This window comes from Kitasatospora sp. NPDC058170 (assembly GCF_042883905.1).
Classification (GTDB): Bacteria; Actinomycetota; Actinomycetes; order Streptomycetales; family Streptomycetaceae; genus Kitasatospora.
In genome coordinates, this window is record NZ_JBHVUV010000002.1 from 231,187 (window position 1) to 243,876 (window position 12,690).

The following is a 12,690-nucleotide window of genomic DNA, read 5'->3' on the forward strand; positions in this document are numbered from 1 at the left end:
CGAAGGCGGGCGGGCGGCGGGGCTCAGCCGCCGGAGGCCAGCCGCTCGCGCTGGCGCTTCATCACGTCGTTGAGCAGCGCCTTGTCGGGCGTCCCCTTCACGTCGACGGTGATCGTGTACTGCACGTCACCGGAGTTGGAGATGCCGACCATCGAGCCGGTGAACGCCTGCTGCCGGGGGGTGAACCGGTAGGCGTGGGCGCTCGGGTCGCCCTCGATCTCGATGGTGTCGGTCTGCTTCAGGGTCGAGCCCTTGGCGAAGTCCTTCGCCATCGAGGGCGAACCGAACCGCATCAGCTCGACCGTCACCTCGGCCTTCCCGTCGGCCGTCCGGTAGGTGCGGGTGGCCGCTTCCTTGTACCCGTACGACTTCAGGACGTCCATGATGTCGGCCTGCTTGTAGCCCTCCGCGATCTCCTCGTCCGTCATCATCACGCCGTCGGAGGGGCCGTACGACTCGCCGCCGTCCGGGATCGGGAGCAGGAAGTAGCGCAGGTCGCCGCTGTGGCTGCCGCCGCTGACGCCGCCCTTCAGGGTGCTGGTCGGCCTGGGCGCCGGGGCGGAGGCGGTCGGGCTGGGCTTCGGTGCGGCCGTCGCGGACGCGGACGGGCTCGCGGAGGCGCTCGCGGACTGGCCCGGGCTCGCGGAGAGGCTCGCGGAGGGGCCCGCGGAGGCGCTCGCGGAGGGGCGGCCGGTCAGGCCGGCGGCGACGACGGTCGACCGCTCGTCGGGCCTGCCGACCGCGACCGTGACGGCCGCGCTGGCCGCCGTCACGGCGAGCAGGCCGGCGGTGGCGAGGACCACCCCGACGGCACGCGGCAGCCGGCGGGCCGGTGCGGCGGCGGCCGGCGCGCCGGGCAGCCCGGCGAACGGCGCGTACTCGGCGGGATCGGGATCGGGAACCGGAACGGGACCATCCACCGGTTCGTCGGCGGACGGCAGGTTTTCGGGCGCGGACAAGGAACTCCCCCGGGGAAATGTGGGAATGGCGCACGGGCCCTCGCGGGCCACCCCCCGTGGCTCTCCAGGTCTACCGTCACGCGTCTCAGCAGGAATTATGAAAGCCGCCGCACACCGGTGCCAACAAAATCAATCACCGCACTCCCACCCAATGATCAATCAATCGGACACACCGTGACCGAACCGCAACGGGCGGGTCGGCCCCGTGCCGACCCGCCCGTTCCCCCGTGTTCGTGCAGCCGTCACCCGCGGCCGTTCACCGGCTCAGGAATGGGCGCGCTCGGTCAGTTCGACGACCTTGCCGGAGGCGTCGATCGCGACCTTGTAGTCGCCGCCCGAGCAGGGGTAGAAGCCCTTGGTGCTGGTGGGGTCGGCGATGCACTCGTTGATGTGCTTCACCAGGTCGGCGGCGTTGACGTCCTTCGACTTCGCCAGCACCGAGTTCAGGTGGCCCTTGGCGGTGGGCGCGAAGGGGGCCGTCTTGTCGGCGCCGACGGGCTCGAAGACCACGTCGTTGACGCCGCACGCCGTCTTGGTGTCCTTGTAGACCAGCGTGGTCGCGGTGGTGCCCTTCGCCGGGTAGATCCACTTCTGGCCGGCGGGCAGCGGCGGGGCGTCGCAGAAGCCCTCCGGCTCGCTCGGATCCGCCGACGGCTTGCCGCCCGCCGCCGGGCCGGAGCTCTTGCCACCGGTCGGCGCGGCCGTGCCGGCGGGCTTGCCGGACCCGGACCCGGACCCGGAGGGGGCCGGAGCGGTAGCAGCCGGAGCGGCGGGCGTGTTGGCGGAACCGCCGGCCTGGTCGGACGAGTTGTCCGGCCCGCAGGCGGCGAGGCCGAACAGGGCGGTGGCGGCCAGACCGGCGCCGAGCAGTCTCCGGTGAACAGGCATGACGAAGGAACCCCCGTGTGACAAACGATCAGATGATGGTGTGCGGCGGAAAGAGTAGCGCCTCCCGCCGACACCACCGCGCGCTCACCCCAGCTGTGCCAGGCCCTCGGTGGCGATCCGCTCGAACACCGCCAGGTCGTTCGCGAAGATCGAGTCCGGCACCGGCCAGTGGACCACCAACTCGGTGATCCCCAGCTCCCGGTACGTCCCGGCCCAGTCCACGAAGGCGTCCAGGGAGGCCAGCGGCCGCTCCGCGGTCGAGCCCTGGAGCAGCACCTTCTCCAGCGTCGCGACATCCCGGCCCTGCGCCTCGCAGGCCGCCGTCAGCTTCCCGATCTGCTGCGCGATCACCGCGGGGGCCTGCTCCACCGGCACGTCCGCGGGCCCCTTCGGGTCCCCGTACGTCACCCAGCCCTGCCCGTACTCCGCCGCCAGCCGCAGCCCGCGCGGCCCGGTCGCCGCCACGTAGAACGGCACCCGCGGCGTCTGCACGCAGCCGGGGATGTTCCGCGCCTCGACCGCCGAGTAGTAGGTGCCCTCGCGCGTCGTCGAGTCGTTCCTCAGCAGCTCGTCCAGCAGCGGCAGGAACTCCCCGAACCGGTCCGCCCGGTCCCGCGGCGACCACGCCTCCTGCCCCATCGCCGTCGCGTCGAATCCCGTGCCGCCCACCCCGATCCCGAGCGTCAGCCGCCCGCCCGAGACGTCGTCCAGCGACACGATCTCCTTCGCCAGCGTCACCGGGTGCCGGAAGTTCGGCGAGGTCACCAGCGTGCCCAGCCGGATCCGCTCGGTCGCCGTCGCGGCGGCGGTGAGGGTCGGGACCGCCCCGAACCACGGCTCGTCCCGGAACGACCGCCAGGAGAGGTGGTCATAGGTGTAGGCGGCATGGAACCCGAGCTCCTCGGCCCGCTGCCAGATCTTCTGCCCCTCGCTCCACCGGTGGATGGGGAGGATAACGGTACTCAAGCGCATGCAGTGACGATACGCGCGTACTCGACAGTGCTTGGGAACACTCGCGATACGGCGCGGGCAGGTCGGTTAGCGTGGCGCCATGAGCACGTTGAGCAGGCGCGAACTGGCCGCGTTGGTCGAGGAAGCGACGGTCGACACCTACGACGAGCACGAGGAGATGTCGGCTCTGTTCGCCGCCGTCGAGGAGCACCTGGCGGTGCCGTTCAGCACCACAGTGCTGGGCGTCGAGGTGACCGTGCGCGGCGTCGACCTCTCGCAGGAAGGCAGAATCGTCGCCCTGTGCACCCGCAGCGGATTCCGGCAGACGATCGGGCTGCTGGACCTTCCGCTGCCGGACCCGGCTCCGGACGGAGCTGAGTGGGTAGAGGCGTACCGCTATTACTGGGCGCAGTGAGCGCCGGAATCTTCGAGACAGGGAGGGCTCGCATGACCGCTGTCGTGCGGAGTGAGGACGAGGTGTCGTTGCGAGGCCTGATCGAGCGAAGTGCCGAACTGAAGGGCGAACTCGTCGCCTTCGCCCAAGGCCCGCGCTTCGACCAGTGGTTGACGCCGCTCCTCCTGGAGGCGGCCGGCCCCGAGCGGCTGTTGGACGAGGGCACGGCGATCCGGATCACCGACAACTTCATCCTGCGGTACCGCCTGCCGGACGGTTCGACGGTGGTGGACAGGTTCGTTGCCGGACGGCGGGACTTGAGCGAAGCCGATCGGGCGCTGCTGCTCGGCTGGCGTGACCCGGTCGAGGGCATCTTCGAGGTCCAGCGCAAGGACGGGGACGCCGTCGTCCTGCTGAACCTGGTCGACGACCTGGAGTACCGGACGTACTCGAACGTCGGGCGGGCGGCCTTCCGTGGAGTGTCCAAGGGAGGGTTCCTCCTCACCTGCCTGGTGCCCGTCCTCTCGGCCGAGGGCGTGTGGCTGGTCTCCGGGGCGATGTCGTCCTACCCGAAGTCCAGCGCCGCCGAGATCGCCCGCACTGCGCTCCGACTGGCCACCAGCCACCCCGCACTGGTCTTCCGCAACCCCGAGAAGATCGCGCAGGGATGGGAGTCGATGCGGGCGGACCGGGCCGCGTTCGTCAAGTTCTGCGGCAGCGACGAACTGATCCTTCCCCCGGCCGAGGTCGAGGAGCGGCTCAACGCCTACTACCGGCACCGACAGGAGGGTGCGGTCGCCGAGCACCCCGACCGGGCCCGCGGCAGGCGGCTGCCGGGAATCGACCTGCCGGCCTTCGAACTGCCGCAAGCCCTCGCGGATTCGGACACCATCGGCGTCATCTACGACGAGGTCGACGGGCTCAACTTCTACGCTGACTACGGGATGCTGCGGGCCCTCTTCGCCGACCCGACCCCGGCGGGCCGCAGGCAGCACCAGGACCTGTTGCGCGTGTACCTGCGCGAGGAGTCGATCGCCCCGCTGCCGATCCGCCGGCTGGCCGCCGCCCACCCGGAGACGGTCGACGCGGTGTTCCGGAAGCTGCTGCGGAAACCGGGCTTCGTCTGGGCCGAGCACGGTGAGGAACTGCTGCGTCGGCGGAAGCCCTGGTACTACGAGCAGGAGCCCCGCCCCGGCGTGTCCGTGATCGGCGAGCGACTGAGCGAACTCGCCGCCGGCGGTCGACGGCCGAAGCTCACCAGGGCTCGGCCCACGCCGCATAGGTCAGGTCACCCGTAGGAGTGAATTGCGGCTCCCAGGGTGGCTGCTTGCACAAGATGCAAGCCAGCCTTCAGCTTATGCAAGCTCCTCCGCCGGCGCTGCGGCCGCTCCTACGCACTGCGGAACATACCGGAGTATGCTTGCCTCATGTCTGCCACTACCCGCATCACGGTCACCCTGCCGACCGAGCAGGTGGCCGAGCTCAAGAGGCTCACCGACAACGTCTCCGGCTACGTGGCCGAGGCGGTTGCCCGACAGATCCGGCACCAGCTGCTTGGCGAGGAACTGCGCCGCTACGAGGATGAGCACGGTGCTTTCACCGACGAGGAGTTGGCGGCCGCGCAGGCCAGGATCCTCGACTCGGCGGCACGCGAGAATCCGGCGAGCGCTGCATGAACAACCGCCTTGAGACAGTCGTGCTGGATTCCCAGGGGCTCTCAGCCTGGATCTCGCAGGACCGGGGCACGCTCGCGATGATCCACTCCTTCCACTCCATGGCGGCCGATCTGGTGGTCTGCGCCAACACCATCGTGGAAGTCATGCACGCACGGGTGAACACCTCCCGGCTGAACTGGGTGCTCTCCCAGGTCAAGGTCGAGGCGGTCACCGAGCAGGCCGCCAGGGCCGCGGCCGCACTGCTGAAGCAGGCCGGACTGCACGGCCACAAGTACGCGATCGACGCGACCGTCGCCGAGATGGCACTGCGACAGCCGGGGCCGGTCGCCATCCTCACGTCGGATGTCGATGACATGGCCAAGCTCTGTGGAAGCCGAGTACTGCTCATCGCCCTCTGATCCACGACTGCCACCCGGTGCTCGAACCGGGCATCGTCGCAGGTCAGCCTGTGATGGGTGAAGGCATGACTGCGGTCATCAGCGTGCCCGGCTCCTGTGCGAGGCCCAGGCGCGGGTGGTCACCGGCGGTAGGACCCGGCCGAAGACGCTTCCGGCGAAGTGGCCGCCGGCCAGCAGGGTGTTCTCGTCCTCCAGTTCCTTGAGCAGCAGTTCGCGTGTGCGCACGCCCTGCTCGGGGTCGACGTCGAAGACGAAGGCCCAGTGGCTCTCGGCGACCTGCACCTGGCAGTGCATGACGTCGCCGAGGATGACCAGCCGCTGGTCGCTCCCGCCGCCGGGGTCGGTGACGACGAGGCTGCTGTGGCCGGGGGTGTGTCCGGGTGTGGCCAGGACGCGCACGCCCGGGGCGATCTCGTCCCCGTCGCCGACGAAGGCGATCCGGTCGGCGAGCGGGGCCTGTACCGCGGCGGCGTCCGGGCCGGGGAAGGCGCCCTTGTCCGCCCAGTGCCGCCACTCCGCCTCGTGCACCAGGTGCCGGGCCCCGGCGAAGGTGAGCCCGGTGAGCCGCGCACCGGCGGGAAGGTCGGGTGCCGGCGCGAGATTGCTGGTCCACCCCACGTGGTCGTGGTGCAGGTGGGTGTAGACGACGGTGTCGACGTCCGCCGGTGTCAGCCCCTCGGCGGCGAGAGACGCCAGCAGCTCGCCGCCCTTGAACTCCGCGATCCCGGGAACCGCGAAGTCGACGGCGCCCAGGCCGAGGTCGACCAGGACGACGCGTTCCGCGGTGCGGATCAGGAACGAGCCGATGCTGACCGGGAACCGGCCCTCGCCGTCGAGGAACTCGGCGTGGGTGGCCCAGCCGTCCGGGCGGCTGTCGGGGAAGATCGCGGCCGGATCGAGCCACCCGTGGCCGTCGGGCAGGTAGGTGACCGTCGTGGTGCCGATGGTGATCTCTGCGCGGGGTGCGGGCAGAACCATGGTGAAATCCACATCCTTGGGCTTGGGTTCGGGCGGGAACAGACAGGACCGGGCAGGGCCTAGAGGAGGCCGGGGAGCGCGGAACGCGTCGGCTCGATCTCGATGACGTCGTAGGCGACGGCGCCGGTGCGCAGGAACGGGTCCTCGGTGATGACCTTCTCGATCGTCGCCCGGCTGTCGGCACGGGCCAGGATCACGCCGCCGGTCCTCGGCACCCGGCGTCCCGTCAGGAGGAAGATGCCGGCGGCGATGTTCCGGTCGACGTACGCGTAGTGCTCCGGCAGCAGTGCGTCGAGCCGGTCGAGCACTCCGTCCCGGTAGGTCAGCAGCAAAATGAACATGCGTGCAGGTAACGCCTGTTCACCGCGGGCCGTCCACGAGGCAGCGCCTCACGCGGCTGAGGCGCCGCCTAACACGCCAGGGTGCGGGCGATCGCGCGCAGCCTGGAGTGAGCCTCGTCACTCGGCCAGGCGAGGGCCAGGCGCAGCCGGGGCGGGTTTTGCGCCAGCGGACGCCACGTCAGCCCCGGTTCCTCCGCGGCGGGTCGGGGCCGCAGTGCGACCACCGGGTCGCCCGAGATCAGCTCGGCCAGCAGGAGCGCCCGGCGCGGAGCCACGGTGCGCAGGGCGGGCCGCCACCCGGCCGCGTGACAGGCGGCCAGTACGGCGTCGTGGTAGCCGGGGGCCGACTCCCGGCGGAACCAGAGCAGTTCCTGCCCCTCCAACTCGGCCCAGCCGACCGTGTCGCGGCCGGCCAGTGGATGCTTGGGGCACAGCAGGACGCCCAGGGGTTCGTCGTGGACCACCACCGACGCGAGTCCGTCCGTGTCGACCGGGAGTGTCAGCACGCAGCAGTCCAACTCCCGGCGGCGCAGTCGCGCGAGCTGCTCGGCGGAGCCCACGTCCTCGAACACCAGCTCCACACCGGCCTCCCGGGCGACCGCGCGGAGCCGTCGCGGCAGGTCGGACGGTACGCCCGGCGGGACGCCCACCGTCCACACCCGCGCGGCCGAAGCCGCCGCCGCCACGGCGCGCAGGCCGCGTTCCGCCGCCGCCAGCGCCGCCCGCGCCTCGGGCAGGAGTGCCGCGCCCGCGGCCGTGAGCGTCATCCCGGCCGGCGAGCGCGCGAACAGGGGCACCCCGAACTCGGCCTCCAGCGCGCGGATCTGCTGACTCAACGACGGGGACCGCAGGCCGAGCCGCTGCGCCGCCCGCCCGAGGTTCTCCTCCTCGGCGACGGCGCAGAAGTACCTGAGCTGCCGCAGTTCCACGGGTCACCTCCCCACTCGCCATCGTCCCGGGCAGCCCTGCGCCCCCGGGGGTGTCCGCCGCGGGCGGGTCAGGTGCGGTCGGCGGGGGACGGCGCCGTCAGGCGGCGCAGCAGGCGGGTGGCGGGGCGTTCGACCAGGCGGTGGACCAGCCAGGCGGCGAGGACCATGGCCGCGGTCACCGAGAGCAGGGTCGTCCAGGCACCCAGGGTCTCGTTCCAGCGCCAGATGTACCGGACACCGGTGGACTGGTGGATGAGGTACAGCGGGTAGGAGATCGCGCCCGCCACGGGCAGCCAGCGCCACTGGACGCGGTCCAGCTTGCCGAGGGCGACGAGGGCCATCAGGCCGTACATCGCGGTGACGGCGGTCAGGCAGATCTTCCAGTTGATGCCGTGGCCCTCGGCCGCCATGACCGCCGGCAGGTTGTGCTGGACGAGCAGCCAGGTGAGGGCGAGCAGACCGAGCAGTTCGCCGGTGAGCCGGCCCTCGCGGCGGAGCAGGTAGAAGGCGATGCCCGCGATGAAGAAGGGTGCCCAGAGGGGCGCGAGGAGCACGTCGAGCAGCGGGATCCCGGAGATCGGCGCCAGTACGGAGCCGAGCGCCCAGATCCAGCAGAAGTTGGCGACCCGGCGGTATCCGGTGCCGAGCACCACGACCGCGGTGAAGATGATGTAGAACCGCAGCTCGACCCAGAGGGTCCAGTAGACGTTGTCCACCAGGGGCGTCTTCAACGGCTCCTGGAGCATCGTCAGATTGGTCAGCATCTGGCTGACGGTGATCCGCGGCTCGTTCGGGGTGTGCGGTCCGAAGCGGGCGACGACGGTACCGAGGACGACCGCGAACCAGTAGACCGGGAACAGGCGCAGTATTCGGCCCCGCCAGAAGTCCTGGACCGATTTGCCCCAGCTGGACATGCAGATCACGAAGCCGCTGATCATGAAGAAGAAGACCACCCCGAGCCAGCCGAACTCGGCGATCCGGTGCAGGGTGGGGAAGAGGTCCACCGCGGTCCGCTGCCAGGGGATGTCGCCCGATCCGGCCAGGTAGTGGAAGAGGAGCACCGCCAGCGCCGCGACCAGCCGCAGTCCGTCGAGGACCAGGATGCGCGGCGCCCGGGGCGTCGCGGGCCCGCCCCGGGGACGGGAGCCGTCGTGGGAGTCCGCCCCGGAACGGCGGTGCTGGGCCGGGGTTGCGGCGGACGGTGCATCCAGTGCGTCCGGCGCGGACGGCGTCGCCGGGGTGCGGTCCCCGGCGAGGGCGAGCTTCTCGGTCATCGTGGCCTTCGGAATGATCCGCGCTGCCTCCGACACCGGGATGTGTCGGAACGGCGGTTGAGCGCCGCGATCCTAGCGGCGCTGTGTGTACATCCGAAGTCGATTTCGAATGATGCTCGGATTGTCTGGTTATGGGTGTGGGCGAGTGCGCTGGGCGGGGAATTGACGCGGTTCCAGGGGGGCGGCGCGGCGGGCGATCTCGGCGAGGGTGTCGGCGATGATGTCGCCGATCAGGACCGGGTCGCGCGGGTCTCGTGGATCGCGGAGGTCGTCCGGGTCGGTCGGTGGGCGCTCGTCTCTGAGCTGGCGAGTTGGCATGGCACTTCCTGCCGACGGGGTGGCCGAGAGCATTTCTGCCCCGGGGGCGGGGGCAGGACACCCCGGGTGGGGGTGAATCGGCCGGAAATGTTGTACCGAGGGCCGAAACAGACGGGGACGGGATACGGGTTGGGGGTATCGTCTGCCGGGTGATGACGGACGGCGGACGGACGCGGGGGCGGGCGGTGGCCCGACTGCTGCTGCTCTGCGCGCTGCTGGCCGGACTGTTCCTGATGCACGGCTCGCCCACCTCGGCGGGCGGCTGCCACGAGCCGCGGCCGACGGGGGCCCCGACGGAGGCCCCGACGGAAGCCTGGAGGGCCGCCGCCGATCCGCACCGGCAGCACGGCACCCCGGCCGGGCCGGACAACGGGCTGCACGCGCCGGACAGGCCGGGCAGACCGGACGGACTGCACGGGCCGGACGACAGGCCGAACAGGCTGGACAGGCCGGACGGGCCGCGGGCGCACGGCGGCGAGCTCCGGACCACCGCCGCGGCCGACTCCTGTGTGGCGCACCGGGGCCGCGACGGCGCCGGGGTGCCCGCACCCGGGGGAGCGGTCCCGGCCGTCGGTGCGACCCAGCCCACCGCCCTCGCCGGGCCGCACCCGCGCCCGGCGGACGGGCCCCGGGCGCCCCCCGCCGCCGGACGGCGGCTGCTGCTCCTGCTGGGCGTCGCGCGGAACTGACCGGACCCGTGCCGGCCCTCCCGGAAGGGGGCCGGTGCACCGCGTCCTGTCCGTACCCACCGAAAGACACCTCTCGTGACGTTCCTCGACACCCGCTCCCTGGCCCGCACCGCCGGCGCCGCCGTCCTCGCGGCCGCCCTGACCGCCTGCGGCTCCACCGCGATGAGCGGCATGGACCACGGCTCCGGCGGCGCGCCGTCGGCCACCGCCGCCGGACACCAGAACCACCAGGGCCACCAGACGCCCGGCGCCGGTGCCGACGCCGCCGGACAGCCCACCGCAGCGGCGCCGGCCGCGGCCCCGGCCGCCGAGCAGAACGGCTACCGCCTCGACGCGGCCACCGCGGCGCTCACCCCCGGCGCGCCCGCCGAGTACCGGTTCACCGTCACCGGCCCGGACGGCAGGCCGCTCACCGCCTTCGGCACCGACCAGACCAAGCGGATGCACTTCTACGCGGTCCGCTCCGACCTGACCGGCTTCCAGCACCTGCACCCCGAGATGGCCGCCGACGGCACCTGGACGGCCCCGCTCGCCGCCCTCGCCGCCGGCACCTGGCGCGTCTACGCCTCCTTCGTCCCGGACAGCGGCCCCGGCCGGGGTACCGGTCTGGTGCTCAGCCGGACGCTGGACGTCCCCGGCGAGGGCGCGGCCGCCGAGGCCGCGCTGCCGGCCGCCACCGGCAGCGCGACCGTGGACGGCTACACGGTGGCCGTCGAGGGCGCCCCGGTCGCCGGCCGGGCGGGCGAGCTGAAGGTCACCGTCAGCAGGGGCGGCAGGCCGGTCACCGACCTCCAGCCCTACCTGGAGACCTACGCGCACCTGACCGCCTTCCACGCCGGTGACCAGGCCTTCGCGCACCTGCACCCCGAGGCGAAGGCCGAGGCGGGCGGCACCGGCGGCCCGACCCTGCCGTTCCACGCCGAGCTGCCGTCGGCCGGGGACTGGCGGCTGTTCCTGCAGTTCCAGACCGGCGGCACCCTGCACACCGTCGGGCTGACCCTCCGGGTCGGCTGAGCCCCGGCCGCCGGGAGGCCGCCGCGACGGTGACCTCCCGGCGGCGGTAGGCGAAGATGGACCGGTGACCAGCCAGCCCGTACCGCCCCGCCCCACCCGTCTGATCGCCACCGACCTGGACGGCACGCTGCTGTGCGCGGGTGGCGTCGTCAGCGAACGCACCGCGGCGGCCCTGGCCGCCGCCGAGGACGCCGGTGTCCAGGTGGTGTTCGTCACCGGGCGGCCGCCGCGCTGGATGCAGCAGGTCAGCGCGCACATCGGCGGCCACGGCGTGGCGATCTGCTCCAACGGCGGTGCGGTGGTCGACGTGCGGCGCGGCGAGCTGCTGGAGTCCTTCCCGCTGGCGGCCGACACCGCGCTCACCGTGGCCGGGCTGCTGCGGGCCAAGCTGCCCGGCACCTCGTTCGCCTTCGAGTACCCCGCCGGGTTCGCCCGCGAGCCCGGCTACGAGCTGCGGATGTGGGGCTCGGACGAGGACCACCCGATCGGCCCGGCCGAGGAGCTGCTGGGCCCCGGCGGCCCGGTGCGGGGGCTGTTCAAGCTGCTCGCGAAGCACCCGGACCTCGACCCGGACAAGCTGCTGGGCGAGGCCCGGGAGGCGGCCGGACACCTGGTCGAGATCACCCGGTCCGCGCCCGTCCCGCTGCTGGAGATCAGCGCGCCCGGCGTCACCAAGGCCAGCACGCTGGCCCGCTGGTGCGCCGGGCGCGGGATCGACCGGAGCGAGGTGGTGGCCTTCGGCGACATGCCGAACGACCTGGAGATGCTGGCCTGGGCCGGCACCGCGTACGCCGTCGCCAACGCCCACCCGCAGGTGCTGGCGGCGGTGCCGCTGCACACGGTGAGCAACGAGCAGGACGGCGTCGCGGCGGTGCTGGAGACCCTGCTGGCGCGGTAGCCGCAGAGCCCCGGGGCCCTGCGGCCCCAGGGCCCCGAAAGGGCGCCCTGACCTAGGGCCGCACTAGCCGAAGTGGCCGTTGACGTAGTCCGAGGTCCGCTGGTCGCGCGGGCTGCCGAACAGCTGCGCGGTCGGCCCGGCCTCGATGATCCGGCCCGGGGTGTCGTGGGTGGCCAGGAAGAACGCGCAGGACTGCGAGACCCGCTGCGCCTGCTGCATGTTGTGGGTGACGATGACGATCGTCAGCCGGCCGCGCAGCTCGGCGATGGTCTCCTCGACCCGCCGGGTGGAGGTCGGGTCGAGCGCCGAACACGGCTCGTCCATCAGCAGGATGTCCGGCGAGACCGCCAACGACCGTGCGATGCACAGCCGTTGCTGCTGGCCACCGGAGAGCGCGCCACCGGGGGTGTGCAGCCGGGTGGCCACCTCGTCCCAGAGCCCGGCCCGGCGCAGGCTGGACTCCACCAGGTGCTCGCGCTCCTCCTTGGAGACCTTGATGCCGGCCAGCTTCAGCCCGCTGGAGACGTTGTCCTGGATGGACATCGCCGGGAACGGGTTCGGCCGCTGGAACACCATGCCGATCCGGCGCCGGACCTCGGCGGGCCGCCGCCCGGGCCGGTACACGTCGTCGCCGTCCAGCAGCACCTCGCCGGCGAGCGCGGCGCCGCGCACCATCTCGTGCATCCGGTTGAGGATCCGCAGGTAGGTCGACTTGCCGCAGCCGGACGGGCCGATCAGCGCGGTCACCTCCCCTGCGGGCATGCCGAGCGAGACCCGCTCCAGCACCTTGTGCGAGCCGAACCAGGCGGAGACGTCGCGGGTCTCCAGCCCGGCCAGCGGGGCGCCGGACGGGTCCACCGGGGGCACGGGCGGCAGCGTCAGCGTGGTCTCGGCCGCGGAACCGAACTGGTCGTGCGGGCCGAACGTGTCGAGCAGGGGTGCGTCGGTCATCGGTACATCCGTCATCGGTACGGTCCTCCGGG

General features: G+C 72.3%; 15 protein-coding genes. 7 read left to right on the forward strand and 8 right to left on the reverse strand.

The features are described 5' to 3' along the window. Positions 1–23: 23 nt before the first annotated feature. From ACFVVX_RS03965 to ACFVVX_RS03975, 3 genes are all read right to left on the reverse strand, one after another. Positions 24–959 carry a hypothetical protein gene (locus ACFVVX_RS03965; RefSeq protein WP_387941086.1) on the reverse strand — a complete coding sequence of 312 codons (936 nt, stop codon included), beginning with the start codon at positions 957–959 and terminating at the stop codon, positions 24–26. 264 nt (positions 960–1,223) lie between these two features. Next, positions 1,224–1,847 (reverse strand): hypothetical protein, encoded by a 624-nt coding sequence (locus tag ACFVVX_RS03970; RefSeq protein ID WP_387941088.1) that lies wholly within the window; start codon positions 1,845–1,847, stop codon positions 1,224–1,226. 84 nt (positions 1,848–1,931) lie between these two features. Continuing rightward, positions 1,932–2,819, reverse strand: coding sequence for an LLM class flavin-dependent oxidoreductase (locus ACFVVX_RS03975; RefSeq protein ID WP_387941090.1), 888 nt, complete (start codon positions 2,817–2,819; stop codon positions 1,932–1,934). A 79-nt stretch (positions 2,820–2,898) separates the two neighbouring features. On the opposite strand from ACFVVX_RS03975, the gene ACFVVX_RS03980 reads away from it, so the two are divergent. The 4 genes from ACFVVX_RS03980 to ACFVVX_RS03995 all read left to right on the forward strand — a co-directional run bounded on the left by ACFVVX_RS03980 (position 2,899) and on the right by ACFVVX_RS03995 (position 5,266). Continuing rightward, on the forward strand, positions 2,899–3,213 hold the full coding sequence (locus ACFVVX_RS03980; RefSeq protein WP_387941092.1) for a hypothetical protein: 315 nt from the start codon (positions 2,899–2,901) through the stop codon (positions 3,211–3,213). Positions 3,214–3,245: 32 nt separating this feature from the next. Next, on the forward strand, positions 3,246–4,490 hold the full coding sequence (locus ACFVVX_RS03985; protein WP_387941094.1) for a hypothetical protein: 1,245 nt from the start codon (positions 3,246–3,248) through the stop codon (positions 4,488–4,490). Positions 4,491–4,619: 129 nt separating this feature from the next. Then, positions 4,620–4,868, forward strand: a complete 249-nt coding sequence (locus tag ACFVVX_RS03990; RefSeq protein WP_387941096.1) for a hypothetical protein — start codon at positions 4,620–4,622, stop codon at positions 4,866–4,868. Further along, complete coding sequence (locus ACFVVX_RS03995) at positions 4,865–5,266, forward strand: DNA-binding protein (RefSeq protein WP_387941098.1); 402 nt, start codon at positions 4,865–4,867, stop codon at positions 5,264–5,266. Before ACFVVX_RS03990 ends, ACFVVX_RS03995 begins: the two co-directional genes overlap by 4 nt. Positions 5,267–5,344: 78 nt before the next feature. Here the strand turns inward: ACFVVX_RS03995 and ACFVVX_RS04000 are convergent, their stop codons facing one another. The 4 genes from ACFVVX_RS04000 to ACFVVX_RS04015 form a co-directional block, all read right to left on the reverse strand. Further along, complete coding sequence (locus tag ACFVVX_RS04000; RefSeq protein ID WP_387941099.1) at positions 5,345–6,244, reverse strand: MBL fold metallo-hydrolase; 900 nt, start codon at positions 6,242–6,244, stop codon at positions 5,345–5,347. 59 nt (positions 6,245–6,303) lie between these two features. Further along, the gene (locus tag ACFVVX_RS04005; RefSeq protein ID WP_387941101.1) at positions 6,304–6,585 is read right to left on the reverse strand and encodes a YciI family protein; all 282 of its coding nucleotides are present in this window, start codon (positions 6,583–6,585) and stop codon (positions 6,304–6,306) included. 68 nt (positions 6,586–6,653) lie between these two features. Then, on the reverse strand, positions 6,654–7,514 hold the full coding sequence (locus tag ACFVVX_RS04010; RefSeq protein WP_387941103.1) for a LysR family transcriptional regulator: 861 nt from the start codon (positions 7,512–7,514) through the stop codon (positions 6,654–6,656). 68 nt (positions 7,515–7,582) lie between these two features. Further along, a complete protein-coding gene (locus ACFVVX_RS04015) occupies positions 7,583–8,788 on the reverse strand; it encodes an acyltransferase family protein (protein WP_387941105.1) in 1,206 nt (401 codons plus the stop codon). Between the two features lie 470 nt (positions 8,789–9,258). Between ACFVVX_RS04015 and ACFVVX_RS04020 the strand changes: the two genes are divergently transcribed. From ACFVVX_RS04020 to ACFVVX_RS04030, 3 genes are all read left to right on the forward strand, one after another. Then, positions 9,259–9,795: a hypothetical protein gene (locus tag ACFVVX_RS04020; RefSeq protein WP_387941107.1), complete on the forward strand. Its 537-nt coding sequence runs from the start codon at positions 9,259–9,261 to the stop codon at positions 9,793–9,795. Between the two features lie 75 nt (positions 9,796–9,870). Further along, entirely contained in the window at positions 9,871–10,809 is a 939-nt protein-coding gene (locus tag ACFVVX_RS04025; protein ID WP_387941109.1) for a hypothetical protein, read from the forward strand. A 64-nt stretch (positions 10,810–10,873) separates the two neighbouring features. Beyond that, positions 10,874–11,707, forward strand: coding sequence for an HAD family hydrolase (locus tag ACFVVX_RS04030; protein WP_387941111.1), 834 nt, complete (start codon positions 10,874–10,876; stop codon positions 11,705–11,707). Positions 11,708–11,770: 63 nt separating this feature from the next. On the opposite strand, the gene ACFVVX_RS04035 is transcribed toward ACFVVX_RS04030, so the two are convergent. Further along, positions 11,771–12,658 (reverse strand): phosphate ABC transporter ATP-binding protein, encoded by an 888-nt coding sequence (locus ACFVVX_RS04035; protein WP_387941113.1) that lies wholly within the window; start codon positions 12,656–12,658, stop codon positions 11,771–11,773. Positions 12,659–12,690: the final 32 nt, after the last annotated feature.

Excerpts from the sequence above, each read along its gene's own strand:
- ACFVVX_RS03970 (WP_387941088.1), bottom strand. The coding sequence starts at position 1,847 with ATGCCTGTTCACCGGAGACTGCTCGGCGCCGGTCTGGCCGCCACCGCC.
- ACFVVX_RS03975 (WP_387941090.1), bottom strand. The coding sequence starts at position 2,819 with ATGCGCTTGAGTACCGTTATCCTCCCCATCCACCGGTGGAGCGAGGGG.
- ACFVVX_RS03980 (WP_387941092.1), top strand. The coding sequence starts at position 2,899 with ATGAGCACGTTGAGCAGGCGCGAACTGGCCGCGTTGGTCGAGGAAGCG.
- ACFVVX_RS03985 (WP_387941094.1), top strand. The coding sequence starts at position 3,246 with ATGACCGCTGTCGTGCGGAGTGAGGACGAGGTGTCGTTGCGAGGCCTG.
- ACFVVX_RS03990 (WP_387941096.1), top strand. The coding sequence starts at position 4,620 with ATGTCTGCCACTACCCGCATCACGGTCACCCTGCCGACCGAGCAGGTG.
- ACFVVX_RS03995 (WP_387941098.1), top strand. The coding sequence starts at position 4,865 with ATGAACAACCGCCTTGAGACAGTCGTGCTGGATTCCCAGGGGCTCTCA.
- ACFVVX_RS04000 (WP_387941099.1), bottom strand. The coding sequence starts at position 6,244 with ATGGTTCTGCCCGCACCCCGCGCAGAGATCACCATCGGCACCACGACG.
- ACFVVX_RS04005 (WP_387941101.1), bottom strand. The coding sequence starts at position 6,585 with ATGTTCATTTTGCTGCTGACCTACCGGGACGGAGTGCTCGACCGGCTC.
- ACFVVX_RS04015 (WP_387941105.1), bottom strand. The coding sequence starts at position 8,788 with ATGACCGAGAAGCTCGCCCTCGCCGGGGACCGCACCCCGGCGACGCCG.
- ACFVVX_RS04020 (WP_387941107.1), top strand. The coding sequence starts at position 9,259 with ATGACGGACGGCGGACGGACGCGGGGGCGGGCGGTGGCCCGACTGCTG.
- ACFVVX_RS04035 (WP_387941113.1), bottom strand. The coding sequence starts at position 12,658 with ATGACCGACGCACCCCTGCTCGACACGTTCGGCCCGCACGACCAGTTC.